Source organism: Amycolatopsis sp. NPDC054798, assembly GCF_053611505.1.
On sequence record NZ_JBSHAM010000005.1, the window covers coordinates 51,584 to 76,855 of the forward strand.

A 25,272-nucleotide genomic window follows, 5' to 3' on the forward strand; every position below is an offset into this window, starting at 1 on the left:
CGCGTGAAACAACGGATCGACGCGAAACTTCTCATCCCCGGATCCGGAAAATCCATTGTGGACGGTGCAGTCGTGCACGCTGACGGCCGGATCCTTTTCGCCGGGCCGACAGCCGAACTGGACAGCGAAAACCGGGCGCTGGAACCGACGCGGGTCGCCACCTTGCTTCCCGGGCTCTGGGACTGCCACGTGCACTTCGCCGGGATTCGCGGCCGGGTCAGCACCGAGGAGCTGCGGTTGACGCCGACCGCGCTCGCGGTCGCCCGCAGTGTCAAGGACGCCGAGACAGCGCTGCGTGCGGGCTTCACCAGCGTGCGAGACCTGGGCGGCTACGGCTGCACGCTCGCCGAGGCCGTCCGCGAAGGCACCTTTCTCGGCCCGAACATCTACAGCGCCAACCAGGTCATCGGGCAGACCGGCGGACACACCGACGCGCACCGGCTGCCCTATCGCTGGGTCGCCGACCCCTGCCAGACCGGCGGCACGCTGCACATCGCCGACGGGGTGGACGAATGCCTCCGCGCGGTCCGCCTCCAGCTCCGGGCGGGAGCCGAGGTGATCAAGGTCTGCACCTCCGGCGGCGTGCTGAGCGAACTGGACAACCCGGTGCACCAGCAGTACCGAAGCGAGGAACTGCGGGCGATCGTCACCGAAGCCGCGCGAGCGGACCGGGTCGTCGCAGCGCATTGCCATGGCCGGGCAGGCATCCTGGCCGCGATCGAGGCAGGCTGCCACACCGTGGAGCACGGCACCGAACTCGACGAGGAATGCGCGGACCGGCTGGCCGAGCAGGGGATGACCCTGGTGCCCACGCGCACCGTCTACGAGGCTCTGCGGGAAAACGCCGCCGCGCTGCCGCCGGTGTGGCACGACCGCTTCGCCGCCATGGCCGACCGGCATCTCGAGGCGATCCAGCTCGCGCACCGCGCCGGAGTCACCATCGCACTCGGCACCGACCTGGGCACGAGCGACCGGGACGGACCGCTTTCCTGGGGCAAGCACGCGAGCGAGTTCGCACACCTGCGCACCGCGGGGCTCAGCCCGCTGGAGGCGATCAAGGCGGCCACGTTCAATGGGCCGGGCACCCTCGGACCGCGGGCTCCCCGGTCCGGGTTGCTGGCTGTCGGCTATGACGCCGATCTTCTCGCCCTCGACGCGGATCCGCTGGCTGATCTGGGTGTGCTGGCCGACCCCGGCCACCTCACGCAGGTGTGGAAGGCCGGAGTTCCGGTACCGCGGTGACCGGGGGGCGGCGGCATTCCGGTCCGGCTCGCTGGCTCCCGGCCACACCGCCGATCTCCCGCCCTCGACCCCGACCCGCTGACCGACCTGGCCGATCCCAGCCACCTCACGCAAGTGCGGAAAGCCGGAACTCAATCCAGTGCCGCAGTCACGGAAGTCAGCAGCCCCGGCTCCCCGCCCGCCGCTACCGCCCCTCCGCAGTCCCCGCGACAGCCTCGCATTCGGCGAGAAAGTCCGCCATCGTCGTCACCCCCGCGTTCACCCGCGCGAAGGCGTCCATCGCGTGCTGCCGGTCGCTGATGCCTTCCAGCAGCCGCTGCAGGTCCGGCGGAAGCGGCTCCAGCGTCGAGACCTGGGCGGTGAACTCGTAGTTCGGCATCTCGTGCCGGTCCCGTACCGCCTGGTAGTGCGCCATCGCGGCGGCGAACGGCTGCCGCCCCGACAACGCTTCGCTCAGCGCCGCGGCGCACCATTCGGCGGAGAGGAACGCGTCGCTGATTCCCAGTGCGGTGAAGAAATCCTTGCAGTAGCCCGCGTCGCCGACGAGCGCCCAGCCGGGGCCGAACGGTTCGCGGAAGAAGTTCGGCAGTGCCGCGCCGGCGAGCCTGGTCTCGCACCGGGCGTTCCGGATCTGTTCCGCCCAGGCCGGAGCCAGCTCGAAATTCTTCAGGTAGTTCCCCTTGATGTCCTTGCGCACCTCGGCGAACTCCGCGTACGGCCAGCAACCGCCGACGAGGGTCAGGCCGTCGTTCGTCGGCCACGCCCCGAACGCGCGGTGCGGCCGGGAATGGGCTTTGAAGACGCCGTTCATCTCCAGTCCGCTCCAGTAGCCGTAATAGCCGACCATCAAGCGCGGATTCTCGTTGTACCGCTTGGCTTCCACCGCTCGCGCGACCTGGGAGTGCACCCCGTCGGCTCCCACCACGACCCGGGCGTGCTCGGTCACCAGCGGCCCAGAGCTCTCTCTCCCGCGAACGCCGGTCACCCGGCCGTTCTCGTCGAAAACGATTTCGGAGACGGTGAAGCCGGTGCGCACCTCGGCTCCCGCCTCCGCGGCCGCGTCCACCAGCAGCTTGTCCAGCACGATCCGGCGCGGCGCGTACGCCACCGGTTCCTCCGCCGTGCCCGGACCGCCGGAAAGGGTAAAGCTCTCGAAATCGAAGGAATACGTGTGGATCGGCGGACAGCCGGTGGCTCGCACCCGGTCGAGCAGCCCCCATCTGCGCAGCGCCGCGACGCCCGGCGGGTGGATCAGGTGCGTCGACAGCGTGTCGCTGGGAAAACTCGCCCGGTCCACGACCAGTACCCGGTAACCCATTCTCGCCAGCAGCATCGCGGTCGGCGATCCCGCACATCTGGCGCCGACAACGATAACGTCGTAGCCGGTTCCGCTCATAGTGCCCTCCTGCCAGGCATTCGGCCGCGGAAACTCGAAGACGACCTTACGCACGCGGACCGGCTCGCGGCAATAAGGCTAAATCCAGAGTTGTAAACCCAGCAGTCCGATCGGATACCGCGAAAGGACTAGCCGCGGTCTGAGTTTTCCTTGTACCTTCGAAAGAGAAGTCCGGAGACCTCGCGGCCCGTTCCGGGGAGAACCCTCCCGGAATTCGCCGGGAGCCGAGGCCGCTCTCCCCCACCGATCGCCGGGAACGCCGAGGAGCCAGGCAATGACGACAGCCGCCGCATCCGCGCTCGACACGTCGTGGGACAGCCCGCCGGACGCGGACGACCTCGTCCGGGAAGCGATGGCCTGGCATTTCGGCCCGGATACCGGTTCGCCGTTCTGGCTGGAGCGCGCGAAGAAGCTGGACTTCGACCCGCGCACGGATATTCGCACGGCAGCGGACCTGACATTGTTTCCGAATATAGTTGACGAGTTGCGCGACATTCGGTTAGAGGACCTGATCCCCGCCGGATACGGAAGTCTCAGCGCATTGCCCACGCCGCCCGCGGTAGGGGAAAGCGGCGGAACCACGGGCGCGCCCAAACGCGTTTTCGTCCTTCCCGACGTCCGCGAACAGTCGTGGGCCTGGTACTACCATCGGCTGCGGGAACACGGGATCGCGCACGGCGGCAACTGGCTGGGTTCCATGCCGACCGGACCGCATATGGCGGGCATCCTGGCGCAGGACACCGCGGCGCGCTTCGGCGGCATTTGCTTCACCCTCGACCTGGACCCCCGCTGGGCGAAACTCCTCACCGGCCGCGGCGCGGCGGAGGAGATGAAGCTCTACCTGAACCATCTGGTCAATCAGGTCGAATGGATCCTGCGGAGCCAGGACATCCAGGTCATGGTCATCACTCCGCCGCTGATCGAGGCGGTCTGCCGGCGCGAGCATCTGGTGCGGCTGATCAACGAGAAGGTCCGGACAGTCCTCTACGGCGGCACCTCGATGGATCGCGACACTCGCCATCTCCTGCGCACCGAGGTCTTCCCGGACGTCAACTTCGTCAGCATCTTCGGCAGCACGATGATCTTCTGCGCCATGCCGGAACGGCCGGGAGCCGCCGCCGGGGAAAGCCCGGTGTTCGACCCGCCTTCGCCGTTCGCCATGTTCTCGGTGATCGACCCGGAGACCGGGAAGAACGTCCCGTACGGCGAACGCGGACAGGTGGTCACCCATCACCTCACCCGGAACCTGTTCCTGCCCAACAACCTTGACCGCGACACCGCCGTCCGGCATCCGCACCGGCACGGGTATCAGGGCGACGCGGTGTCCGACGTGAGCCCGGTACGGGAATTCGGCGACACCAAGGTGATCGAAGGGGTCTACTGAGGTGCGCGCCGCATCAGCCGCGCCGGACCGGCTGCCCGCGCTCGGCGCCCGAGGTCCCTACCACAGCTATCACGTCGAATCCGTTCCCGACGTCACCGGGAACCCGGCGGCCGAGATGAGTCTCGTGCCCTGGCTGTTCGCCCAGCGAAGTATCCAGGCACTGCGCCAAGCCGCCCCGCCGGATCCGGATCGCCGTGCGGAAATGCTGGCTGAGGCGGGAGAACTGTTCGCGAGCGGTTCGGTCGGCGGAGTGCCCGCCGCGTCCTATCACCGGACGGTGGCCGAGGTCGCCGGCATGCCGGTTTCCATTGTCCGGGAACAGGCACATTGGGTCGGCGATTTCGCGGCCGCGGCGTACGAAAACGCGAACCAGGCCCGTCCGGCCGGCGCGGCGGGCAGCTGGCGGGAGGATCGCGTCAAGCTCGGCTCCGGCGTGTGGACCCGCCGCGGCGAGGTCCTGATGGTGCACGCGCCCGCCAACGCCCCAGCGGTGCACACGCCTTGGCTGGAAGCGCTCGCCCTCGGCTATCGCGTGGCGGTCCGGCCGTCCCGGCGGGAACCGTTCACCCCGCACCGGCTCGTGACCGCGCTGTGGCAGGCGGGCTACGGCCACGACCAGGTTGTCCTCCTTCCCACCGACCACCCGACCGCCGACCGGCTCATCGCCGAGGCGGACGTCGCCATCGCGTTCGGGGCCGACGAGATCGTCCGGAAATACGGAGCCAGCACGCTCGTGCTCCCGTTCGGGCCAGGCCGGTCGAAGATCCTGCTCACCGACGGCGAGGAGGTCGCCCGGCATCTGGATACCATCGCCGAATCCGTCGCCGGGAACGCCGGAACCGGCTGTGTGAACGCGACGGCGGTGTTCGTCGAGGGCGATCCCGCGCCGGTAGCCGAAGCGCTCGCCCGGCGGTTGAGCGAGCTTCCGTCGCTGCCGCCGGGCGACGAACGAGCCGTGCTTCCGGTCCGGCAGACCTCCGTGGCCCGCGCCATGGACGAATACCTGCGGTCCAGCGCGGGGAACGCGAAACCGGTGCTGGGCGCGGATACGGTGGTCGACGAACTCGGCGACGGTTCGGCGGTGCTGCGCCCGGCGGTGTTCCTGCTCGACCGGCCGGACGCCCCGCAGGCCCGGATCGAACTGGGCTTCCCGTGCGTCTGGGTCGCACCCTGGCGGCGTGAAGGCGACTGGCTGGCACCACTGCGCGAAACTCTGTCGCTCACCGCCTTCACCCGCGACGCCGAACTCATCGACGCGCTGGTCGCCGAACCGAGCATCGACCAGATCCAGATCGGCGACCATCCGACGACCTGGACCCGCCCCGGGCTGCCGCACGAGGGCTATCTCGGCGATTTCCTCATGCACACCAAGGCAGTCATCGTCGGCTGAGCCCGCTTCAGCCCCCACGCATGCGAGGGTCAGGTTGTCCGCGAAAGACACACAGGTTCTGGTGGTCGGCTGCAGTCTCACCGGCGCGACCGCCGCCGTGCTGCTCCGCCAATTCGGCATCCGCACGCTGGCCGTCGAGAAACGCACCACCGTTTTCCCGTGGCCCCGCACCAGGATCATCCTGAGCAGGCCGATGGAGATCTTCCGCACCGCCGGCCTGGAGGAGCGGATCCTGGCGAAGCCGTCGCTCATCGGGCAGTACCCGGAGATGGCCAGGGCGGAAACGGTCGCCGGGCGCGAATGGATGCGCGACAGCATCGAAGGCCTGGACGAGGCCACGAAATACAGCCCCGCCCCGTGGGCGCCGATCGATCAGCACCACCTCGAACCGCTGCTGCGCGAACGCGCCGAGGAGCTGGGCGCCCGGATCGAGCGTGGTTCCTGGCTGGTCGAGGCGGAGCAGGACGAGGACGGCGTCACCGCGACCGTCGCGACGGAGGGGACGGGCGAACTCCGGGTCGTCCGCGCGGACTACCTCATCGCGGCGGACGGGGCGAACAGCACTGTCCGCGATCTGCTCGGCATCCGGATGCGCGGGAACCGGGTGATCGGCCGGTACGTGAACATCGTGTGGGAAGCGGACCTCACCGAGGCGCTTCGCGGACGACGGGTCGGCGTGTGGTTCCTCGACCGGCCGCGGCCCGCGTCGGTGATCATGCCGCAGGACCGGCCCCACCGCTGGATCCTCATGGTGCCGCACGATCCGGAATCCGGCGAAACCCTGGCGGACTTCACCGAGGACCGCTGCCGGGCGCTGGTCCGCACCGCGATCGGTCAACCCGGGCTGGACGTCCGCATCGTCAGCTTCGACGACGAGGGCGTGTCGCCGGTCGCGAAACTGTGGGAGGTCGGGTCCTGCGTCGCGGAGGAATTCCAGCGGGGACGGATGTTCCTGATCGGCGACGCGGCGCACCTGATGCCGCCGGTCGGCGCGTTCGGAGCCAATCTGGGCATCCAGGACGCCCACAACCTGGCGTGGAAGCTGGCGCTGGTCCTGCGCGGCCAGGCCGGGCCGGAGCTGCTGGAAAGCTATGCGGCCGAACGCATTCCGGTCGCCGACGCCACCGTCGGCGCGGCCACCGATCACCTCCGGGTACGGAGCACGGCAGGCGGACACGGCAACACCACGGACGGGAACCTCGCCGTGCTCTTCGGCCACCGCTACCGCTCCGGCGCGGTCCGGGCGGAGAGCCCGAACGGTTCCGCCGACCTGCTTCATCCGGCTTCGCTCTCTGGCGAACCCGGCACCCGCGCACCGCATTTCCGGCTGCTGCGCGACGGCGCGCTCGTCTCGAACATCGACCTGTACGCGCACGAATTCGCCTTGATGGCGGGTGCCGCCGGGCAACCTTGGGCGGAGGCGGGCCACCAGGTCGCGCGTGAACTGGGCGTTCCGCTCGCTGTTTACCGACTCGGCCAGGATCTCTCCGACCCGTCCGAAGCCTGGAACCGAACCCATCAGGTGACCGATCGAGGCGCGGTGCTGGTCCGGCCCGACGGTTTCGTCGCCTGGCGAGCATCCGGCGCGGTCCCGGACCCCAGCACGCTCTTGCGCGAAACGCTGCTTCGGATCCTCGCCCGAAACGACCGCTAGCCAAGCGCGTGGTGTCCCTTGCCGACTCAACTGCCCGGCACACTGGCCTCGATCATCTGCAGCGACGAGTCCACCGGCCGCACCCCGTGCACGACGAGACCGGCACGCTCCGCGATCTTCAGCAGCCCCTCCCTGGTGTGCTTCTGGCCGCCGATGACCAGCAGCATCCGCAGATCCAGCGCGGAGGACAGCTGCTGCCCGGGACCGTCGTCGACAAAGTTGTCCACGATGATCATCCGGGCCCCCGGCCGCGCCGCTCGCACCGCGTTGCGCAGGATCCGGACCGAATCGTCGTCATCGGCTCCCAGGATGTTCTTGAACAGATAGAGATCGGCCTGGACCGGGATCTCTTCGAGGCAGTCGCCCGGCATCAGCCGCACCCGGTCGGCGAGGCTGCCGCCAGGACGCAGCCGGGCGTCCGCGTTCGCCACCACGGCGGGCAGGTCGAGCAGGAATCCGCGGAGCTCCGGATTCCGTTCCAGCAGGGTGGCGAGCACCAGCCCCTGTCCTCCGCCGACGTCGGCGATCGTGGACACCTGCGCCAGCGGGAGCAGTTCGGCGAGCGCGTTCGCCGATTCCCTGCTCTGCTGGCTCATCGCCCGCTCGAACACCCGCGCCGACTCCGGCCACTCGGTGTGCAGGCAGTCGTAGAACCGGCGGCCGTGCTGCGCGCTGAACACCTCGCGTCCGCTCCGCACCGATTCGTCGAGATGGCCCCAAAGCGACAAGAGCCACGGCTCGGTGCACCACAACACGAGATATTTGAGGCTGTTCGGCGAGTCTTCGCGGAGCGCACGCGACTTTTCGGTGTGCACGAACGAATCCGCGTCGTTCTCCGCGAACACCCCATAGGACGTCAGCGAGCGAAGCAGCCTCCGGAGCGCGGCTGGGTCCGCGTCGATCGCAGTGGCGAGTTCCTCAGCCGTCGCCGGCTTCTCGCCGAGAGCCTCGGGCAAGCCCAGCGTCACGGCCGCACGCACGGACGCTGCGCACGCGGCGCTGAGCGCGTGCTCCAGCAATGCTGTCACGAGGGAATCGGTCGACGCCGCGCTGCTTGTCATGAGAACCCTCTCTGCCGACGGCGTGGTTCAGCTCGCGCGGAACAGTCGTTCTCCGTCTTGGGCGCGGAGTATCGCGCAGACGTCGCGCAACGCGGCGTCCGTACGGGCGATGTCCTCGTCCGTCAGATCGATCGACGGCTCGAACCGGACCGAGTTTCCCGCGGGCCCGAGCGGAAGCACCCGGATCCGGTGCTCGCGCAGAATGTATCCCGCGATCACGTACCCGATCATTCCCGAACCGGCGCTTTCCCGGATGCTGTCCGACGCTGCGTTCGACTGGTCGGTGAATTCCAGCGCGAGCATGAGGCCGATTCCGTTGACCGCGGCCACAACGTCCGGAAAATCGGTCTTGACGGCGTCGAGCATCGCTTTCAAGGCGGTGCCGCGCTCCGCGACTGTCCGGTATGCCTTGCCGTCGTCGGCCTCCAGCATCTCCAGCACTTTGCCGGCGAGCGCGCCGGAGAAACCGTCCTTCGCGTAGGTCGAGGTGTGGATCACCTCGAATTCCGGGCGGAACCGGTCCTGCCGGAAAAGCACCACCGAATTCTTGGCGATGCCGCCGCCGATTCCTTTGGAGAGCGTGTAGTAGTCGCCCCGCAAACCCATGTGCGCACTGGCGAAGAAAGACCCGGTGCGTCCCATGCCGCTGTGGATCTCGTCGACGACCAGCGGGCAGCCGAGATCGTCGCACACCGCCCGGATTTCCCGGGCCGCGGCCTCGGTCAGCGGGCGCATCCCGTTCGCCCCTTGGACGGGTTCGACGAAGAAGGCCCCGATCCGGGGGAAGTCCCGCTCGACCACAGTCGCCGTGCCGCCGTCCAGCACTATGTCCAGCAGGCTTTCCCGAAGTTCCTCGGCCACCGCTTTCATCGCCGCCAGCTGATCGGCGCGCAGGAACCGGGTCGACGAGCCCAATGCCGTGAACGGCAGCCGCCACTGCGGGTTCTGGGTGAGCTGGATGGTGGCCACCAGCTTGCCGTGGAACGCGTTTTCCAGCGCCAGGTAGACCGGCTGCTTCGCCACCAGCTCCGAATTGCGGCGCTCGACCTCGGCGAGCACGTCCGGAAGTTCGCCTCCGGCGAGCCGGTCGAGCCCTTCGACCGCGGTGATCCGCCCGGCCCGAAAGGCCGTGCGCACTTCTTCGAGATGATCCGCGACCTCGCCGACCACCCGCGCGATCCGCGCCTGCCGCTCCAATTCAGCGTGCTTCAAGCAAATCTCGACCGCCTCGGCTCCGCTGTTGCCGAATATCGCCGAATAACCGCAGTCGCCGTCCGGAATTTCTCGCCGGGCGATCTCGTTCAGCCGCGCGGCCACGTCGTTGGCCCAGGACTGCCGGGACAATTGGACGTACACCGGGACCTGCCGGTCCAGCACGTCCTTGGCGTACTCCACCAGCTCCCGGTTGTTGTGCCCGAAGATCAAGGAGCCGAAGCCGCAGACGTGATCGAGCACCGGGACTTCCCGGTCGTTCTCGTCCTGGAAGTACAGCGTGTTTCCCGCCGCCCGGGTGTATTCGACCCCGAGCCCCATGCCGGACAGCCAGTCGTTCAGGACCTGGTCCGCGAAGACGGACTCGACGACCGGACCGCTCATGACCGTCTCTCTTTCTTTCAGCCGTCAAGGAGCCGTGATTTCCCGAACCTCGCGAGCACCGGCGAGTCATTTACCCGATATCCGACCTTAGCGGTGCGTATCCGCCATCGGCAATGGTTTAAACCCCGAGGTCTAACCTGGTTTCGACTTTCGGACAGGTTGCCCTAGCCCGCCCCGGCTGCCATGGTGAGAACTGTGCCAGATTCCGTGATGATCACGCCTGAGGACATCCGATACGCCGATCTGTGCCACGCGTACAATTACCGGTTCATCGCGAAACCGGACTATTTCCATCTGGTGCATTCGCCGCGACAGGCCGAGGAAGCGGTCCGAAAGGCCGTAGCCGCCGGGAAACGGGTCACCGCGCGCTCGCGCGGACACTGCGGAGAAGACTTCGCCTCCTCGCCCGACATCAAGGTGATCGTGGATCTCTCCCCGATGTCCCGCGTCGATTTCGACGAGGAGCGGGGCGCCTTCGTCATCGAAGCGGGCGCCCCGGTGGGAAAGATGATCCACGACCTCTTCCGCGGCTGGGGAGTCACCGTCCCGTGCGGTTTCTGCATGGGCGTGGGCGCGGGCGGGCACATCAGCGGCGGCGGCTACGGGCCGATGGCACGGCTGCTGGGGCTCAGCGTCGACTATCTGCACGCAGTGGAAGTCGTGGTCGTGGCCGAGGACGGAACCGTCTCGACGGTCGTCGCCTCCCGCGAGGAGACCGATCCGAACCGCGATCTCTGGTGGGCGCACACCGGCGGCGGAGGCGGGAATTTCGGCGTGATCACCCGGTACTGGATGCGTTCGCCCGAGGCGTCCGGCACCGATCCTTCCGCGCTGCTGCCCCAGCCGCCGGGCGCGCTGCACGTCGCCGAGGCGAGCTGGCCGTGGGAGGGCCTGTCCGAACCGGATTTCGTCCGGCTGATCGGGAACTTCCTCGACTGGCAACTGGAGAACAGCTCCGACGGCTCCCCGAACATCGGGCTCTACGCCCTGGTCAACTGCTTGCACCGCTCGGCGGGGAACATCGCCATGCACGCCCACATCCCGGTGGAGACCCCGAACGCTTCCGCGCGGATGGACCAGTTCCTCGACCGGCTCAACGCCGGCGTAAGCGTCGCTCCCCGAGTCCGGCGGCAGTCGCTGCCGTGGCTGGCCGCGACCCAGTACCTGGCGGTCCCGGAGACCGGTCCGTCGGCGATCACCTTGCGCTGCAAGGTCAAATCCGCGGACCTTCGCGGAAGGCACAGCCCGGCACAGCTCGCCGTCGCCTACCGGCAGCTCACCCGGGACGATTACCAGGGCACCTACTCGGCGCTGGAGTACATCTCCTACGGCGGCAAGGTGAACACCGTGCCCAGCACCGCGACCGCCATCCCGCGCGGCGCGCTGCTCAAGACCTTCTACATGGTGACCTGGCAAGACCCCGCCGAGGACGACAAGCACCTGAGCTGGATCCGCGAGTTGTACCGCGACGTGCATTCGGCGACCGGCGGCGTGCCCGTGCCGGACGACGTCAACACCGGCGCCTACCTCAATTACGCGGACATCGACCTGGCCGATCCGGAATGGAACACCTCGGCCGTTCCGTGGCACCGCCTGTACTACGGGGAAAACTACGCCAGGCTGCAGAAGATCAAGGCGAGGTGGGACCCGCTGAACATCTTCCGCCACGCCCTGTCCGTCACCGCCGCGCCGTAACCGCTCCGGCCCGGGCCGTCCACTATGGACAACCCGGCCGGGCCGCCGCACACTTCGCGGACGCCGCCCGGCCGCCGCGTAAACTGCCGGGAATGAGTCAGCGCCGATCACCGGGCCGGCCCCGAACCAAGCCCGCGCAGGAGCGGCGTGCCGATCTCCTCGACGCCGCCGAGCGAGTGTTCGTCGAACGCGGGATCGACGCGGCCCGGCTCGACGAGATCACCGAGCGCGCGAACGTCGCGATCGGCACGTTCTACCTGCACTTCAGCTCGAAATACGACATCATGATCGCGCTGCGGGCCCGGTTCATCGAGCGGCTGCTCGAACGGCAGGAGGCGGCCGTCCGGCAGCTGCCGGAAACCGACTGGGTCGCCCGCGTGGACGCCTGGCTCAGCGGCGCGGTGCGGGCTTACGTGGAGCACGCCGAACTGCACGACGTGCTCTACGACCACACCCCGATCAACGCCAAGACCACGATTCAGGTGGCCGCGGAGGGCGCGCACGTCGAAGCGTTCCGCCAGCTGATCTCCGAACGACCGGACCCGCCGGCGGACGCCCCGGACCCCGCGATGGCGGCGAACCTGATCTACAGCGCCTGGTACGGCGCCACGCACACGCTGCTCCACCACGAGGCCGGGGATCTGGATCGGCTCGCCGACGAACTGATCGCCGACATCACCGATCTCGCGCACCGCTATCTGCGCATCGAGTCCTGAACGGTCACCGGCGGCCGGATGGACGCCGGTGACCGTTTGCGCGCGTCAGAGATTCGCGCCGATGCGCCAGTGCCGCGCTTGCTCGTATTGCTTGCTGATGCGCGCGAACGCCCCGCTCGTGCCGCGCAGCTGCGCGGGAGTGCCCGACTCGACAACCTGACCGGCGTCCAGCGAGATCACCCGGTCCGCCACGGCCAAGGTGGCCGGCCGGTGCGCGATCACGATCACCGTGCGGTCGGGATCGTTGCCGAGGTTGGCGATGGCCTGGGTGACCGCCGCTTCGTTCTCGGGGTCGAGCGCCGAACTGGCTTCGTCGACAAGCACGATGCGCGCCCGCTTGAGCATGGCCCGGGCGATCGCGACCCGCTGCCGCTCGCCGCCCGACAGCTGAGCCCCGCCCTCTCCCACCTGGGTGTCCCAGCCGTTGGGCAGCCGTTCGATCACCTCGTCGAGCCGTGCCGCGGCGGCGGCTTCCTCGAGTTCGTCCCACGTGGCGTCCGGATGCGCCAGCCGCAGGTTGTTCTCGATGGTGTCGTCGAACAGGTAGACGTCCTGGAACACGATCGCGATCTCGTCCAGCAGGACCTCCAGGTCGAGGTCGCGCACGTCGACGCCGCCGACGCGGACCTGTCCGGCGTCGACGTCGAAGAACCGGGCGATGAGCCGGGTCACCGTCGTCTTGCCGGAGCCCGACGGCCCGACCAGCGCGGTGGTGGTGCCCGGCGCGCAGTGCAGCGACACCGAGCGCAAGGCGGGCGTTTTGGCCCCGGGGTAGCTGAAGGTGACCTCCGAGAAGTCGATGTCGGCCTTGCCGATCGCACGCACCGGGTCGGCAGGCGCGGGCAGTGGCGGATTGCTCAGCAGGTCCTCGATGCGCCCGATCTTGTTCGTCATCGCACGCAGGGCCCCGATGAGGTCGATGAGGTTGCCGAGCGGCTCCAGGAACCGGGCGGCCAGCACGAGCAGCGCGATCATTTCCGGGGCCGGGACGTGCTCGCTGAGCACGAGCCAGGCGGCCAGCACCAGCACCGCCACGAACCCGGCGTTGACCACCGCGGTGTAGACGAAGAACGGACGCCGCGCGCGACGCATGCCGTCCCGGTAGGTCTCGCGGTGTTCCACGAGCGCGGCGTGCATCCGGGGAGTCCCCTCGGCGTGCCCCGCGGCACGCAGGACCGGCTGGGCCTGGCCGAGTTCGATCGCCCGGCCGGCGACCACGGACGCGGCCCGCTCCAGCTCGCTCTCGGTGATTTCGGAGATCCGCGCCGCGCGCTGCAACGCCACGATGGCGACGAGCGCGATCACGCACAACAGCAGCGCCATCCGCCAGTCGACGAAAAAGGTCACCACGATGATCGTCGCGGGCAGCAGCGTGGAGATGATCGCCGGTCCGGCGACCGTCACGGCCAGATTCGCGGCGTCGCCGACGTCCGCGGTCACTCCGCGCGCGAGCCGTGCCTTGTGTTCTGAGGTGAACCACCCCAACGGCAGGGTGCTCACGTGCCGCATCAACCGTCGTCGCAGCTGTGCCGCGAGGGTGCCCGACGCTTTGAAACCGACCGGCGTGGTGACGATGCTCAGCACCGCGTACGCGACCATCCCGATCGCGCCGAGCACCAGCCACGGTGTGGCCAAAGCGAAATCGGGTTCGGGGCGGACGACAGCGTCCAGAATCGGCACCAGCAGAGCAAGCAACAACCCTTGCAGGACAGCCTGAGCCGCGTCGAGCAGCCAGAGCCGGGCGAGCAGTTTGGGTTGCGGCCACAGCCGGTAGAGGCGGCGGATCATGCGGGAACTCCTTCCTGGGCCGCCCACATCCGGGCGTAAAGCCCGTCACGGGCGAGCAGTTCGCTGTGGCTGCCGCGTTCGACCAGGCGTCCGCCGTCGAGCACGAGAATCTGGTCCGCACCGGCGATCGTGTGCAACCGGTGCGCGATCACCAGCACCGTCTTGCCCACCGCCAGCGCCGCCAGCGCGTCCTGCACCGCCGCCTCGCTGTCCGGATCCAGCGCCGCGGTCGCCTCGTCCAGCACCACGATCGGTGCCCCGGACAAAATCGCCCGCGCGATCGTCAACCGCTGACGCTCCCCGCCGGACAGATTTCCCCCGCCTCCGTCCAGCAACGTGTCATACCCCTGCGGCAAAGCCTCGATCACCTCGTGCACATGCGCCGCGACCGCCGCCTCGCGCACCTCCGCGTCGCTGGCCCCCGGCCGCCCGATCCGGATGTTCTCCGCCACGCTGTCGCGCAACAACGCCACGTCCTGAAACACCAGCGACATCGACCCCAGCACCTCGGCCGAAGGAATCGACCGCACGTCAACGCCGCCGATCCGGATCGCCCCGTCGGACACGTCGTAAAACCGCGGCAGCAAACTCGCCAGCGTCGTCTTGCCGGCCCCGGACGGACCCACGATCGCGGTCACCCGGCCCGGCTCGCACACCGCACTGATCTCCTCGACCGCGTTGGTCACGCCGTCGTAGGAGAACGTCACCCGATCGAACTCCACCCCGTGCCCTCGCGGCGACTGCGGAAGCTCCGGCTCCGGCAGCGGCGCCCGGTTGAGCAGCCGCTCGATGTTCGCCGCGCCCATCCGGCCCTTTCGCACGCCCTGCATGGCTTTCACCGCCGGGAGAATCGTGTTCGGCAGCCCGATCGCCACCACCAGGAACGCGACCAAATCCGCGACCGCGAGCGAGCCGCGGGAGACGAACGCCAGCCCGGCGACCATCACCACCGCCAGCACCGCCATCTCCGACCCCAGCAACCGCGACGTCGCCGAGCTGTACCGGACTTCTGCCACCCACGCGGCGAAGGCGTTGGTGTGCTCGTCCACCGCGTCGTCGAAACGACGCATCACCCGGCCACCGGTGCCGAACGTCTTCACCACCTGAATCCCGTCGGCGTACTCGACACTCGCCGTGCTGATCCGCGCCTCAGCCGCGATCAACCGGTTCACGTGCTTGGTCAGCGACCGCATCGAAACGCGGTAGAAGATCGCCATCACCACCAGCACGCCCATCGCGATCGCGGCGAGCGGCACGTCGACCAAGAACAGGTAGACGGCCCCGACGACAGTCACCGTGAGGGCTCCGGTCAGCTGTCCCAGCGCGTGCGCGATGACCTCGTGCATCTCCTCCAGGTCGCCGGTCATCGCCCGCTTGACCCGGCCAGAGCCGGACGCGCGGAACCAGCCGAGCGGAATGGCCCCGAGGTGCCGCACGATCCGCACGCGCAGGTCGTGCAGGATTTTCGCGTCCGCGAAATGGCCCACGCGCGAGGACTGCACGAACAGCACCAGGCGCAGGCTGGCTCCCACGGCTCCGATGACGACCCAGAGCCAGATCGCCGTCCGCGCGTCTGCCGGATTGTCGAGCATGACCCGCGCGATCTCGGCGACGGCGATGTAGGGAACGAGCCCGGCCGCCGCGCTGATCGCGGAAAGAACGGCGCACACCACGAGGTGCGTCCGGATCGGCGAGAACAAGCGCAGAAGCGCGCCCGGGCCCGCCAATCCTGGCGGCGGCGACGCTGTTGAGGTTGTCATTAGGCTACCCTAACATCCTGACTGAACCTCATTCAATAATGTTGGCGTCGCCCATCCGGGCAGCTCAGCGAAGGGAACCTTCCGCCATGTCGCACCACCGCGCCGACCGCGAACGAGCAGGTCAGAGGCCGCATGCCCGGCTCCGCGCCAGCGCTGCCTGCGTCCTCATCGCACTCACCGCGGCGGGCGGGGCCGCGTGCGGGAACCCGGATACCAGCACCGGACAGCGAGGCAAGCAGGGCGAGATCGGCTTCGCGTCCTGCGGCGAGAACTTCGCCCTCGACCACCCTCCGAGCCGAGTGGTGATCCTCAACGACGCCATCGCCGACACGCTGTTCGCGCTCGGCGTCGGCGACCGGATCGTCGCCAAAACGCGCGGCGAATCGGCCCCGCTCCCCGAGCTCAAGGACCGCCTGGGCGCGCTCCCCGACCTCGGCCCGCGCGTACCGGGCACCGAGGCGCTTCTCGCCGCGAAGCCGGACCTCCTGATCAGCGACCAGGTCGAGAAAATCTCCGGCAGGCAAGGCGGTCCGGCCATCGGCGAACTGAAACGGATGAAGATCCCGGCCTACGTCGTCAACGGCTGCGCCAAAGACCAGGACGCGCACGGCAACGGGCTCGACTCGTTGTTCACCGACCTTCAGCAGCTCGGCAAGATCTTCGGGGTGCCGGCGCGCGCACAGGCGCTCACCGACCAGCTGCGCGCCCGGCTCAACGACGTGCAAGCGCGCACCGCTCGGCAACCGAAGCTGACTGTCGCCGGGGTTTCCCAGGTCGCCAACCAGCTTTACGTGACCTCCGGCGGCCTCGCGAACGACGTGCTCGACCGGGCGGGCGGCACCAACCTCTTCGCCGACCAGCCGGGCCAGTTCGCGCCCATCAGCGCGGAACAGATCGTCGCACGCAATCCGCAGACCATCGTCGTCGACGACTTCACCGCGTCGGAGCGCGGACGCGCGGACGCGATCTCCTTCCTGGAGCGGACTTTCCCGATCGTCGACGCCGTCAAGCAGCACCGCGTCCTGGTGATCGACGCGGCCAAAACCGGCGCACACGGGAGCATCCGCCCGGTAGAGGGCGTCGAAGAGGTCGCCCGGTTCCTGCACCCGAGCGCGTTCGCCGCGCAGTAAGGCTGTGATGTCAAAGCAAAAACCTCCTCCGGCGGACATCAACCCCGCCGGGTACTCGCGAAACACGCGCGCACGAACCAAAAATGGCCGCGGCAGGCAGATTTCCCTCCGCACCGCACTGCCGATCCTGCTCATCGTTCTCGCCGGAACGGTCTGCCTGGCGGTGTCGATCGGTTCGATCGGCCTGGATTTGCCCACCGTCGTCACGGTGATCGGCCAGCATCTGTTCGGCACCGGGACGTCCGCCGACGCGGTGCAGGACGAGATCGTCTGGAACCTGCGGCTCCCGCGGGTCCTGCTGGCCGCCGTCGTCGGCGCGGGGCTCGCCACCGTGGGTGTCACCTTGCAGGCCACCGTCCGGAATCCGCTCGCCGACCCCTACGTGCTCGGCGTTTCTTCCGGCGCGGGACTGCTGGCTTCCATCACGATCACGTTCGGGGTGACGACGGCGGCGCTGGCCGCTCTGCCGACCGCCGCCGCGGCGTTCGTGGGAGCACTCGGCGCGACCATCGCGGTCCTCGCCTTGTCGCGCCGAGCCGGACGCCTCGTCCCGAGCCGGCTGGTTCTCGCCGGAGTGACACTCTCCTACCTGTTCAGCGGGGCCACCAGCTTCGTCATTTTCCGCAGCGCGGACCCGAACGCGGCGAGGTCGGTGCTGTTCTGGTTGCTGGGCTCGCTGGCGCAGTCGTCGTGGCCGAATCTGGCCTTGCCCGCCGCCGCCGTACTGCTGGCCGGCGGTTACCTGCTCGTCCAAAGCCGGGCGCTCAACGCGCTCGCCGCCGGGGAGGACGCGGCGCTTTCCCTTGGCGTCGCGGTGCATCGGGTGCGCGTGCGGCTGCTGATCGTGTCGTCGCTGCTGACCGGGGTGCTCGTCGCCTCGTCCGGCGGCATTGGTTTCGTCGGGCTCATCGTCCCCCACGTCGTCCGCCTCGTCGTCGGCCCGGACCACCGGCGTCTGCTGCCGATCGCCCTGCTCACCGGTGCTGTCTACCTCGTCGCCGTCGACCTGCTGTGCCGCGTCGCCGTCAGTCCGGAAGAACTGCCCGTCGGGATCGTCACGGCACTGCTCGGCGCCCCCGTTTTCCTGTGGCTGCTGCGCCGGTCGGACACGGCATGAGCGCGATCCCGGCGTCCCGCAAGCCCTTTGGAGACAGCATGAGACTCACGATGGCCGGCGTCAGCGTCCGGCTCGGCTCCGTCCCGATCGTCGCCGACTGCGACCTCGTCGTCGGCGAAGGCGAGCGGGTCGGGCTGGTGGGCCCCAACGGCAGCGGGAAAACCTCCTTGCTGCGAACGATCTACCGTGCGCTCGACCCCGTCGCGGGTCTCGTCGAACTCAGCGGCGAAGACGTGCGAACACTCAGCCAGCGCCAGGTGGCCCGGCGCGCCGCACTCGTCGCACAGGACAACTCGCCGGACTTCGATTTCACCGTCGAAGAAGTCGTGACCATGGGCCGCGGCCCCTGGCTGCCCGCCTTCGGCGCCGTCACCAGCCGCGACCGCGCCCTGGTCGACTCCGCACTGAACCGCGTCGGCCTGCGCGACTACCGCGTCCGGCGTCTCTCGACCCTCTCCGGCGGCGAACGGCAACGAGTGCTGGTGGCCCGCGCCCTCGCCCAGGAAAGCCCGCTGCTCCTGCTGGACGAGCCGACCAATCATCTCGACATCCACGCCGCGCTCGAACTGCTCGAACTGGTCCGCGATCTGAACCGGTCGACCCTGTGCGTCCTGCACGACCTGAACCTCGCGGCCACCTACTGCGACCGGATCTACGTCCTTCAACAGGGTCGCATCGTCACCAGCGGCAAACCCGCGGAGGTGCTCGAGCCTGACCTCGTGCAGCAGGTCTTCGGGGTCGCTTGCACGCATCTGGACCACCCGGAAACCGGCGGGCTGCTGCTCGCCTTCTCCCCGCGACGGCCCGCCCCGGCCGTCGCTCTCGACTCCACAATGGACACTGGCACCTGACGGCTCCCGTTCCCGCCGGAACCGACTTTCGTCGGTCGAATAGGTCTGGACAACTTGCCGAGTGGTCTAGACAATAACTGCCAGGGGGCCGTGCCAGACCGGAGGAACCGCAATGAAGCGTGCCCGTTTCCTCGTCGTGCTCCTGCTAGCCGTCGCCGGGCTGGTCGTCGGCGTTCCAGCGCAGGCGGTGAACCTGCTCGCCAACCCCGGTTTCGAAGCCGGTTCGACGTCCGGCTGGACGTGCCCGGCAGGCGCGGCCGTAACCACTCCCGTGCACTCCGGAAGCTACGCGCTGGCCGTCACCCCTGGCTCGGCTGACCTCGGCCAATGCACCCAGAAGGTGTCCGTGCGCCCGAGCACGACCTACTCGGTTTCCGCCTGGGTGCGCGGCGCACCGGTCTACCTGGGCGTCACCGGCGGCTCCTCCACTTGGACTAACGCCTCGGCGTACAGCCAGCTTTCGCTGTCCTTCACCACCACCGCGAACCAGACGTCCGCCGAGCTGTACCTGCACGGCTGGTACGGCGCCGGCACGTACTACGCCGACGACCTATCCCTCGACGGCCCCGGCGGCGACACCCCCGGCGCACCCGGCACTCCAGGAACCCCGACCGTCGGCACCGTGACCGACACGTCGATCGCGCTGAGTTGGGGCGCGGCAGCAGGCACCGTGACCGGCTACCGCGTCTACGAAGACAACACCCTGCGCGCCACCGTGACCGGAACGTCCACCACGCTTTCCGACCTGACCGCCTGCACCTCGCACAGCTACTCGGTGACCGCCTACAACGGCACCGCGGAATCCGCCCGCACCACAGCGGTCTCCGCGACCACCAGCGGCTGCACCAGCACCGGCCTGCCGAAACACGCACTGATCGGTTACGTCCACGCAAGCTTCGCGAACGGCTCGGGCTATCTGAAGCTCGCCGACGTCCCAGCCGCCTGGGACATCATCGACCTGGCCTTCGCCGAACCCACCTCGGTAACCTCCGGCGACGTCCGCTTCAACCGCTGCTCAGCCACCGAATGCCCCGGCGTGGAAAGCGACGCCGACTTCATCGCCGCGATCCGCGCGAAGCAGGCGCAGGGCAAGAAGGTCCTGATCTCGATCGGCGGCCAGAACGGCGAAGTCCGGCTGACCACCACCGCCGCCCGCGACAACTTCGTCAACTCAGTCGCGGCGATCATCGACAAATACGGCCTGGACGGCCTGGACGTCGACTTCGAAAGCCAGTCCCTGTCCCTGGACTCGGGCGACACCGACTTCCACAACCCGACCACGCCAGTGATCGTCAACCTGATCTCGGCCTTGAAGACCCTGAAAGCCCGCTACGGAGCCAAATTCGTGCTCACCATGGCCCCCGAGACGTTCTTCGTCCAGGTGGGCTACCAGTTCTACGGAGGCGCCGGAGGCGGAGACAGCCGCACCGGCGCCTACCTGCCGGTCATCTACGCGATGCGGGACGACCTGACGGTGTTGCACGTCCAGGACTACAACTCCGGCCCCGTCATGGGACTGGACAACCAGTACCACACCATGGGCGGCGCGGACTTCCTGATCGCCATGACCGACATGCTGAAGTCCGGCTTCAAAGTCGCGAACACCGGCCAGACCTTCCCCGGCCTGCGCGAAGACCAAATCGCAGTCGGCCTCCCCGCGGCCGTCAGCGCAGGCAACGGCTACGTCTCCCCAGCCGAAGTCCACACCGCGGTAACCTGCCTGGCCCACGGAACCGGCTGCGGCTCGTACACCCTGCGGGGTGGGGCGTCGCCAGCGCTGCGGGGGTTGATGACGTGGTCGGTGAACTGGGACCGGTATTACAAGTGGGAGTTCCAGAACTCGCACCGGCCGTTCTTGGACGGGCTCGGCTGAGCCGTCTCCCGACTGCGGAAAACGTACCGCCGCATGCAATTTTCGCCAATTCCGTCTCCGTCAGATTCCCAGAGTCCCGCTCCGTCTCCGGACAGATCGGTACTCTGGGATGACGAGATCTTGAGGGGGAGGGAATAGCGTGAGCCAGCCAAGCGACGCCCGGGCAAGCAATGCGGACCGCGAGAGAGCCGTTTCCCGGTTAAATACCGCTTACACGGAAGGTCGGCTTGATGTCACCGAATTCGAGGAGCGAGTCAAGGCCGCCTATGCGGCGCGGACGTACGGGGAGCTAGCAGCCACCCAGCAAGCCCTCCCGATACTGGACAACGCTGAAAGCGAGCGAGATTCCACCGCTGCCACGAAGGCAGCCGATCCGGTCGGCGCATATTTCACTCTCAGATACCAGCAGCTCGAATGGCTGCGACGGTTGACCAAACTGCCACCTGGGCAGCGCGGCCTAGCAGCCCTGCTGGTCGGACCAGCCGCGATCGCGGCCTGGGTCATCGTCAACGCCGCCTACCTAGCCGTATGCCTGGCTGCCGGTCTCCCTTCAAACTCAGCATGGTTCACCTTATGGCCGATTATCGGCGCACCATGGGGCGCGGCAGTGCTGACCATCGAGCTTTTCCGCAGGTTTGACCGCGGAGAATAAGTCCGGCGCGACGAAAATTTAGCGCGCATTGCAGCTTTTGCTAAGCCATCGGATTCGACGACATCCGGCTAGAGCTGCCACCGGCGGTTACCCCGACGCATCTCGGCGGGTACTGCCCGCGCGGCGCTCGGCACGCGCTTGAGCGATGCGCTCTTCCAGGGCCGCGAACCACAGCCGTCCGGGCTCGCCGCAACTGTCGCGGATTTCGCATTTGAAATCGGACGTGTTCGCGTTCAGAGTCCGCACCATGCCCAGCCCCCGATCGACCTGCGTCCGCAGCTCAGCATGAGAGTGCGCCAGTTGCGCCGCGGCGGCACGCATCTCGGCACGAGCCAACTTTGCCGCACGGCCAGCCGATAGCCACTGCGGCGGCATGAGCCGCGCACGGCGCGCCACGAACGACACCGTGCGGAGGGAGGCTTGCGCGGATTGGTAGGCGAGATGCGCGGTGTCGGCGCACTGGAATGACTCGCGATGGAAGGTTTGCAGCGCATGGAAATCGACATCGCCGCGGGTCGAATGCTGGCCAGTGCGCTGGCCTTTCCCGTGGCCGTTGCCGCGCGCGGTCTGGGCACGAAGCTTCGCCAGCCGCACTTGCATCTGCTCGGACTGCCGGCGCACCCGCTCGTTCTCGGCACGGACTCGACGCAGAGTACGGTCGGCTTCCGCCGTCGAAGCGCGGATCTCCTCGACGGTGACCGGTTCCGGACGCCGGTCCCACAGCCTGATCACGACAAGCACCGCAATGCCGGTCAAGGCCGCGATCCCGAAGAGAGGCAAACCGTCCGAGATGACGTGCTCGGTGCTCGCGCCACGGGCCAACTGCACGAAGACGGTGGCGTTGACCGCACCAAGCAAGACCGCAGCTCGGCCGGTCATCCCGAGCCATCGTTTCACCGGATGAGTCGAGCCGCCGCGAAGACGGCCGCTCTTCGCCAAGGCAAGCCGGACCAGCATCAGCGCCAGGAGCGCTGAGCCGATCATCGCCCAACGCCACTCCGGCAGATAGGACGCCAAATGCGGCACCTTGCTGAGCCCGATGTGAGCTGCAACTGCCGGTGCCGCCAACAAGACCGTTAGTGGCAGGCCGAAGAATACGGCGAGCAGTGCGACGGCACATCCACTGCAGCCGTTACGGTTACCCGCCATGCCTTACCGGTGCCGTCCGCGATCGCGACCGGTGTTCCGGTTAGCACCTTGCTGGCCGGAACCACGCCTTGGCGTCGTCTGCCGCGAGCCAGCGTCGCGCGACGCGGGAGCGAGAGCTGTTGCACCGGAGCCGTTGAGCACCTTGTCAACGACCACCGCGACCCCGCCGGTCAGGTCGGAGTGATGCTGAACAAGCATCGTGGTGAAATGCTGGGTCAGCTCGCTGTACGCCCGGCGTTCCGACGCGGAAAGCCCAGGTTTGACGGTCGCCAGCTGCATATTGACCATGCATTGCCGGATATCCCGCGCGCTGAGATCAGCCTGGCCGACCCCTTCTCGCATCTGGCGCAGCGTCGCGGAGGACTCCTGGCGGCGCTGTTCCAGCAACGCCAGCGTGATCTCCTTGGCGTCGGCGGCCTGAACCTTCTCCAGGTTGATCCGGCGCATTTCGGTGACCAGGGCATAGGATTCAGCGATAACGCGACCGGCTGCGCCAAGTGGACTCAGCGATTCGGCTATCTTCGACACCGCCTCGCCGAAAACAAGGTGCCCACCGGCCAGGCTGACCATACTTTTCGACACACCATCCCCCTTCTAGGACGAACATTTTCCGACGCGGCACTCGGCACGGTTCAGAAGCGCCAGGCGACAGGAAAGTAGTCGCCCTGGCGTGTGCTGCGTTACAGCTCGCCACGACAGCCAAGCCTGCGTCACGGCAGGCATGTTTATCGGAGCCAATAAAGGACTTGGTGCGACGAAGGCTTCCAACTTGGGCCCGGACGAAGCTGTTCACTATCCAGCTCGGCACTCCTGCCGAGCTGCGCAACTTCCTTCGCCCCTGGACTGCCCGCTGCGCCCGTGCGTTGCCACGCTCAGTTCTCGATGACGACGGGGATCTCCCCAGAGGTCTCGTCCGAGCAAACGCGGGCGACGCTCAAGAAGCTGGAAGACAAGCCTCCGATGAGTCGTTGCGGTGCGGGCATGAAAAAGGCCCTCCCCGGTATCCGGGGAGGGCCTTTCACTTGCTGTGGAGCTGAGGGGAATCGAACCCCTGACCTTCTCGATGCGAACGAGACGCGCTACCAACTGCGCTACAGCCCCTCAGGAGCGTGAGCCCCTGTTGTTCAGTGCTTGGAAAGCTTAGCAGCGCCCTCCAGGCACCGAACAGCGGGGGTCACTCTCCCACGGCCCGGCGGTACGGACCCGCGGTGGGCTCGGCGAGTTCCTCGAACGCGGGGTCCTCGTCGTCCAGGTCGACGACGACTGCCTGCCTGCGGATGCGGGACATCGGGGACGGCTTGCGCTCCACGATGTCGCGCGGCACCTCGGGGGCGATGACCTCGACGTTCTCCTCTTCCTCCTCGAAAGAGTCGTACGCCTCGTGCGAAGCGGGAACCTCGCGCTCAGACGTCGTCGAGTAGCGGGCCATCCGGCGCTGCCGGATTTCGTTCTCGATCCGGACCTGACGGCGGAGGTACACGAGGTAGCCGACGAGGGCGAGGTCGACCGCGCCGTGCGCCCACCACGCGAGCGAGAACGCGAATCCGGCGATCGCGGCCGTGACGACGGCGGCGATCAGCAGGATCACGACCACCCGCTGACGGAACGCGTACTTGGCGCGGGCGGCGATCTCCGCCGCTTCCGGGTCGAAGCCGCCCCGGCCGGGCCGGTAGCTGCGGCGTTCGCGGCGCGGTTCGGCACGTTCGGCGCGCGCGGGCTGCGGGAGCGGCTCCGGTTCGGGTTCGGGCTCTTCGTCCAGGTCAGCGTCGAGTTCCGCTTCGAGTTCGGCGAGATCATCCTCCACCGAAGGATTCGCATTGTCGGACACGGCGTCGTCCTCCTGTCCCTCGTTGCGAGCACTGCCCCTTCGCACTACCCGGGCGGCCAGCGCGGAGGTAGGCGTCCGCGCGACTTGCTGGCGTTTGCGAGCCACCATGGGCACGAGAACGACGAGCCATGCCGCGGCGAGCGCGACGATGATCACCGAACTGGGCATCTCCCGTCACCTCCCCCGATCCTCTGCTGTAGTCACGCTAGCCACAACAGTCACACAGGAGGCGCAGACTCGCCGGGTTCGATCACGAAAATGCATCACCGCATTAGGTGAATCTCACAGGATGTGGTAACGCGTGATCGCAGAGGGACGCGTAGTCACCGTCAGACCAGGTCGGCGCGTCCGGAAGCCACCAGACGGGACACCAGGCCGTCGCCGGTCTCCTCTTTCGTCACGGCGAAACACAGGTGGTCACGCCAGGCCCCGGCGACGTCGAGGTACCGCTCGAACAGCCCTTCCTGCCGATATCCGGCCTTGCTGAGCACGCGGATGCTGGCGTTGTTCTCCGGCCGCACGGTCGCCTCCAGCCGATGCAGGCCGGCTACATCGAAAGCGTGATCTGTCACGAGCGCGACGGCGGCGGTGGCCACGCCTCCCCGGACGATCTCGGACGACACCCAGTACCCGATCCAGGCCGACCGGAGTGCGGCGCGGATCACATTACCGACAGTGATCTGCCCCGCGAACTTTCCGTCCACCGTGATCGTGAACGGCAGGCACTGGCCCCGCCGCGCCAGCCCGCGCAGCGCCGCCCATTGCGACGGCCACGACCAGAACGCGTTGCGGTCGGCCCACGGCCCGATCCCGGTCGGCTCCCACTCCTCGAGGTGCTCGCGGTCGCGCAGCCGGACGCGGCTCCACTCGCCGGCGTCGCGCAGCCGCACCGGGCGCACGGCGAGCACGCCGGCCGGGATCCGCAGGGGGCCGAGGGTGGCGGGCCAGCCGGGGTGCCGGTTTTCGACCGAGTCGGCGAGTGCGGCCACG

Annotated in this window: 20 protein-coding genes and 1 tRNA gene; 11 read left to right on the forward strand and 10 right to left on the reverse strand. The window is 68.1% G+C overall.

What is annotated here, in order from left to right; all coding sequences use genetic code 11:
- Positions 1–3: 3 nt before the first annotated feature.
- Positions 4–1,242, forward strand: coding sequence for an amidohydrolase family protein (locus tag ACWGIC_RS04965; RefSeq protein WP_452074586.1), 1,239 nt, complete (start codon positions 4–6; stop codon positions 1,240–1,242).
- 184 nt (positions 1,243–1,426) lie between these two features.
- Here the strand turns inward: ACWGIC_RS04965 and ACWGIC_RS04970 are convergent, their stop codons facing one another.
- Complete coding sequence (locus ACWGIC_RS04970) at positions 1,427–2,638, reverse strand: NAD(P)/FAD-dependent oxidoreductase (protein ID WP_452074587.1); 1,212 nt, start codon at positions 2,636–2,638, stop codon at positions 1,427–1,429.
- Positions 2,639–2,912: 274 nt separating this feature from the next.
- Here ACWGIC_RS04970 and ACWGIC_RS04975 point away from each other — a divergent pair, with 274 nt between their 5' ends.
- The 3 genes from ACWGIC_RS04975 to ACWGIC_RS04985 are packed head-to-tail and all read left to right on the forward strand — an operon-like array spanning position 2,913 to position 7,066.
- Positions 2,913–4,022 carry a phenazine antibiotic biosynthesis protein gene (locus tag ACWGIC_RS04975; protein WP_452074588.1) on the forward strand — a complete coding sequence of 370 codons (1,110 nt, stop codon included), beginning with the start codon at positions 2,913–2,915 and terminating at the stop codon, positions 4,020–4,022.
- Between the two features lies 1 nt (position 4,023).
- Positions 4,024–5,412, forward strand: a complete 1,389-nt coding sequence (locus ACWGIC_RS04980) for an aldehyde dehydrogenase family protein (RefSeq protein WP_452074589.1) — start codon at positions 4,024–4,026, stop codon at positions 5,410–5,412.
- Positions 5,413–5,446: 34 nt separating this feature from the next.
- Positions 5,447–7,066 carry an FAD-dependent monooxygenase gene (locus ACWGIC_RS04985; RefSeq protein ID WP_452074590.1) on the forward strand — a complete coding sequence of 540 codons (1,620 nt, stop codon included), beginning with the start codon at positions 5,447–5,449 and terminating at the stop codon, positions 7,064–7,066.
- A 26-nt stretch (positions 7,067–7,092) separates the two neighbouring features.
- Here the strand turns inward: ACWGIC_RS04985 and ACWGIC_RS04990 are convergent, their stop codons facing one another.
- Together ACWGIC_RS04990 and ACWGIC_RS04995 are read right to left on the reverse strand one after the other, a co-directional pair.
- Positions 7,093–8,127, reverse strand: a complete 1,035-nt coding sequence (locus ACWGIC_RS04990; RefSeq protein WP_452074591.1) for a methyltransferase — start codon at positions 8,125–8,127, stop codon at positions 7,093–7,095.
- Positions 8,128–8,154: 27 nt separating this feature from the next.
- Entirely contained in the window at positions 8,155–9,723 is a 1,569-nt protein-coding gene (locus tag ACWGIC_RS04995; RefSeq protein WP_452074592.1) for an aminotransferase class III-fold pyridoxal phosphate-dependent enzyme, read from the reverse strand.
- Between the two features lie 195 nt (positions 9,724–9,918).
- On the opposite strand from ACWGIC_RS04995, the gene ACWGIC_RS05000 reads away from it, so the two are divergent.
- Together ACWGIC_RS05000 and ACWGIC_RS05005 are read left to right on the forward strand one after the other, a co-directional pair.
- Complete coding sequence (locus ACWGIC_RS05000; RefSeq protein WP_452074593.1) at positions 9,919–11,418, forward strand: BBE domain-containing protein; 1,500 nt, start codon at positions 9,919–9,921, stop codon at positions 11,416–11,418.
- 92 nt (positions 11,419–11,510) lie between these two features.
- On the forward strand, positions 11,511–12,134 hold the full coding sequence (locus ACWGIC_RS05005; RefSeq protein WP_452074594.1) for a TetR/AcrR family transcriptional regulator: 624 nt from the start codon (positions 11,511–11,513) through the stop codon (positions 12,132–12,134).
- A gap of 45 nt (positions 12,135–12,179) precedes the next feature.
- Here ACWGIC_RS05005 and ACWGIC_RS05010 read toward each other — a convergent pair whose 3' ends face one another.
- Together ACWGIC_RS05010 and ACWGIC_RS05015 are read right to left on the reverse strand one after the other, a co-directional pair.
- The gene (locus ACWGIC_RS05010; RefSeq protein ID WP_452074595.1) at positions 12,180–13,922 is read right to left on the reverse strand and encodes an ABC transporter ATP-binding protein; all 1,743 of its coding nucleotides are present in this window, start codon (positions 13,920–13,922) and stop codon (positions 12,180–12,182) included.
- Positions 13,919–15,682 carry an ABC transporter ATP-binding protein gene (locus ACWGIC_RS05015; protein ID WP_452074596.1) on the reverse strand — a complete coding sequence of 588 codons (1,764 nt, stop codon included), beginning with the start codon at positions 15,680–15,682 and terminating at the stop codon, positions 13,919–13,921. The genes ACWGIC_RS05010 and ACWGIC_RS05015 overlap by 4 nt, the downstream gene beginning before the upstream one ends.
- A gap of 86 nt (positions 15,683–15,768) precedes the next feature.
- Between ACWGIC_RS05015 and ACWGIC_RS05020 the strand changes: the two genes are divergently transcribed.
- The 5 genes from ACWGIC_RS05020 (at position 15,769) to ACWGIC_RS05040 (ending at position 21,305) form a co-directional block, all read left to right on the forward strand.
- Complete coding sequence (locus ACWGIC_RS05020) at positions 15,769–16,812, forward strand: ABC transporter substrate-binding protein (RefSeq protein ID WP_452074597.1); 1,044 nt, start codon at positions 15,769–15,771, stop codon at positions 16,810–16,812.
- 7 nt (positions 16,813–16,819) lie between these two features.
- Positions 16,820–17,929 (forward strand): FecCD family ABC transporter permease, encoded by a 1,110-nt coding sequence (locus tag ACWGIC_RS05025; protein WP_452074598.1) that lies wholly within the window; start codon positions 16,820–16,822, stop codon positions 17,927–17,929.
- A 38-nt stretch (positions 17,930–17,967) separates the two neighbouring features.
- Positions 17,968–18,780: an ABC transporter ATP-binding protein gene (locus ACWGIC_RS05030; protein WP_452074599.1), complete on the forward strand. Its 813-nt coding sequence runs from the start codon at positions 17,968–17,970 to the stop codon at positions 18,778–18,780.
- A 112-nt stretch (positions 18,781–18,892) separates the two neighbouring features.
- The gene (locus ACWGIC_RS05035) at positions 18,893–20,653 is read left to right on the forward strand and encodes a chitinase (protein WP_452074600.1); all 1,761 of its coding nucleotides are present in this window, start codon (positions 18,893–18,895) and stop codon (positions 20,651–20,653) included.
- A gap of 139 nt (positions 20,654–20,792) precedes the next feature.
- Complete coding sequence (locus ACWGIC_RS05040) at positions 20,793–21,305, forward strand: DUF1707 SHOCT-like domain-containing protein (protein ID WP_452074601.1); 513 nt, start codon at positions 20,793–20,795, stop codon at positions 21,303–21,305.
- Positions 21,306–21,392: 87 nt separating this feature from the next.
- On the opposite strand, the gene ACWGIC_RS05045 is transcribed toward ACWGIC_RS05040, so the two are convergent.
- The 5 genes from ACWGIC_RS05045 to ACWGIC_RS05065 form a co-directional block, all read right to left on the reverse strand.
- Positions 21,393–22,322 (reverse strand): hypothetical protein, encoded by a 930-nt coding sequence (locus ACWGIC_RS05045; RefSeq protein WP_452074602.1) that lies wholly within the window; start codon positions 22,320–22,322, stop codon positions 21,393–21,395.
- Positions 22,323–22,457: 135 nt separating this feature from the next.
- Complete coding sequence (locus ACWGIC_RS05050; protein ID WP_452074603.1) at positions 22,458–23,024, reverse strand: hypothetical protein; 567 nt, start codon at positions 23,022–23,024, stop codon at positions 22,458–22,460.
- 458 nt (positions 23,025–23,482) lie between these two features.
- A tRNA-Ala gene (locus ACWGIC_RS05055) sits at positions 23,483–23,555 on the reverse strand.
- A 73-nt stretch (positions 23,556–23,628) separates the two neighbouring features.
- Positions 23,629–24,450 (reverse strand): divisome protein SepX/GlpR, encoded by an 822-nt coding sequence (gene sepX, locus ACWGIC_RS05060; protein ID WP_452074604.1) that lies wholly within the window; start codon positions 24,448–24,450, stop codon positions 23,629–23,631.
- A gap of 161 nt (positions 24,451–24,611) precedes the next feature.
- The gene (locus ACWGIC_RS05065; protein ID WP_452074605.1) at positions 24,612–25,271 is read right to left on the reverse strand and encodes a GNAT family N-acetyltransferase; all 660 of its coding nucleotides are present in this window, start codon (positions 25,269–25,271) and stop codon (positions 24,612–24,614) included.
- Position 25,272: the final 1 nt, after the last annotated feature.

Coding starts and splice junctions, on each gene's coding strand:
- ACWGIC_RS04975 (WP_452074588.1), top strand. CDS start 2,913: ATGACGACAGCCGCCGCATCCGCGCTCGACACGTCGTGGGACAGCCCG.
- ACWGIC_RS05005 (WP_452074594.1), top strand. CDS start 11,511: ATGAGTCAGCGCCGATCACCGGGCCGGCCCCGAACCAAGCCCGCGCAG.
- ACWGIC_RS05010 (WP_452074595.1), bottom strand. CDS start 13,922: ATGATCCGCCGCCTCTACCGGCTGTGGCCGCAACCCAAACTGCTCGCC.
- ACWGIC_RS04995 (WP_452074592.1), bottom strand. CDS start 9,723: ATGAGCGGTCCGGTCGTCGAGTCCGTCTTCGCGGACCAGGTCCTGAAC.
- ACWGIC_RS05050 (WP_452074603.1), bottom strand. CDS start 23,024: ATGGTCAGCCTGGCCGGTGGGCACCTTGTTTTCGGCGAGGCGGTGTCG.
- ACWGIC_RS04990 (WP_452074591.1), bottom strand. CDS start 8,127: ATGACAAGCAGCGCGGCGTCGACCGATTCCCTCGTGACAGCATTGCTG.
- ACWGIC_RS05030 (WP_452074599.1), top strand. CDS start 17,968: ATGAGACTCACGATGGCCGGCGTCAGCGTCCGGCTCGGCTCCGTCCCG.
- sepX (WP_452074604.1), bottom strand. CDS start 24,450: ATGCCCAGTTCGGTGATCATCGTCGCGCTCGCCGCGGCATGGCTCGTC.
- ACWGIC_RS05025 (WP_452074598.1), top strand. CDS start 16,820: ATGTCAAAGCAAAAACCTCCTCCGGCGGACATCAACCCCGCCGGGTAC.
- ACWGIC_RS05020 (WP_452074597.1), top strand. CDS start 15,769: ATGTCGCACCACCGCGCCGACCGCGAACGAGCAGGTCAGAGGCCGCAT.
- ACWGIC_RS05015 (WP_452074596.1), bottom strand. CDS start 15,682: ATGACAACCTCAACAGCGTCGCCGCCGCCAGGATTGGCGGGCCCGGGC.
- ACWGIC_RS05035 (WP_452074600.1), top strand. CDS start 18,893: ATGAAGCGTGCCCGTTTCCTCGTCGTGCTCCTGCTAGCCGTCGCCGGG.
- ACWGIC_RS04970 (WP_452074587.1), bottom strand. CDS start 2,638: ATGAGCGGAACCGGCTACGACGTTATCGTTGTCGGCGCCAGATGTGCG.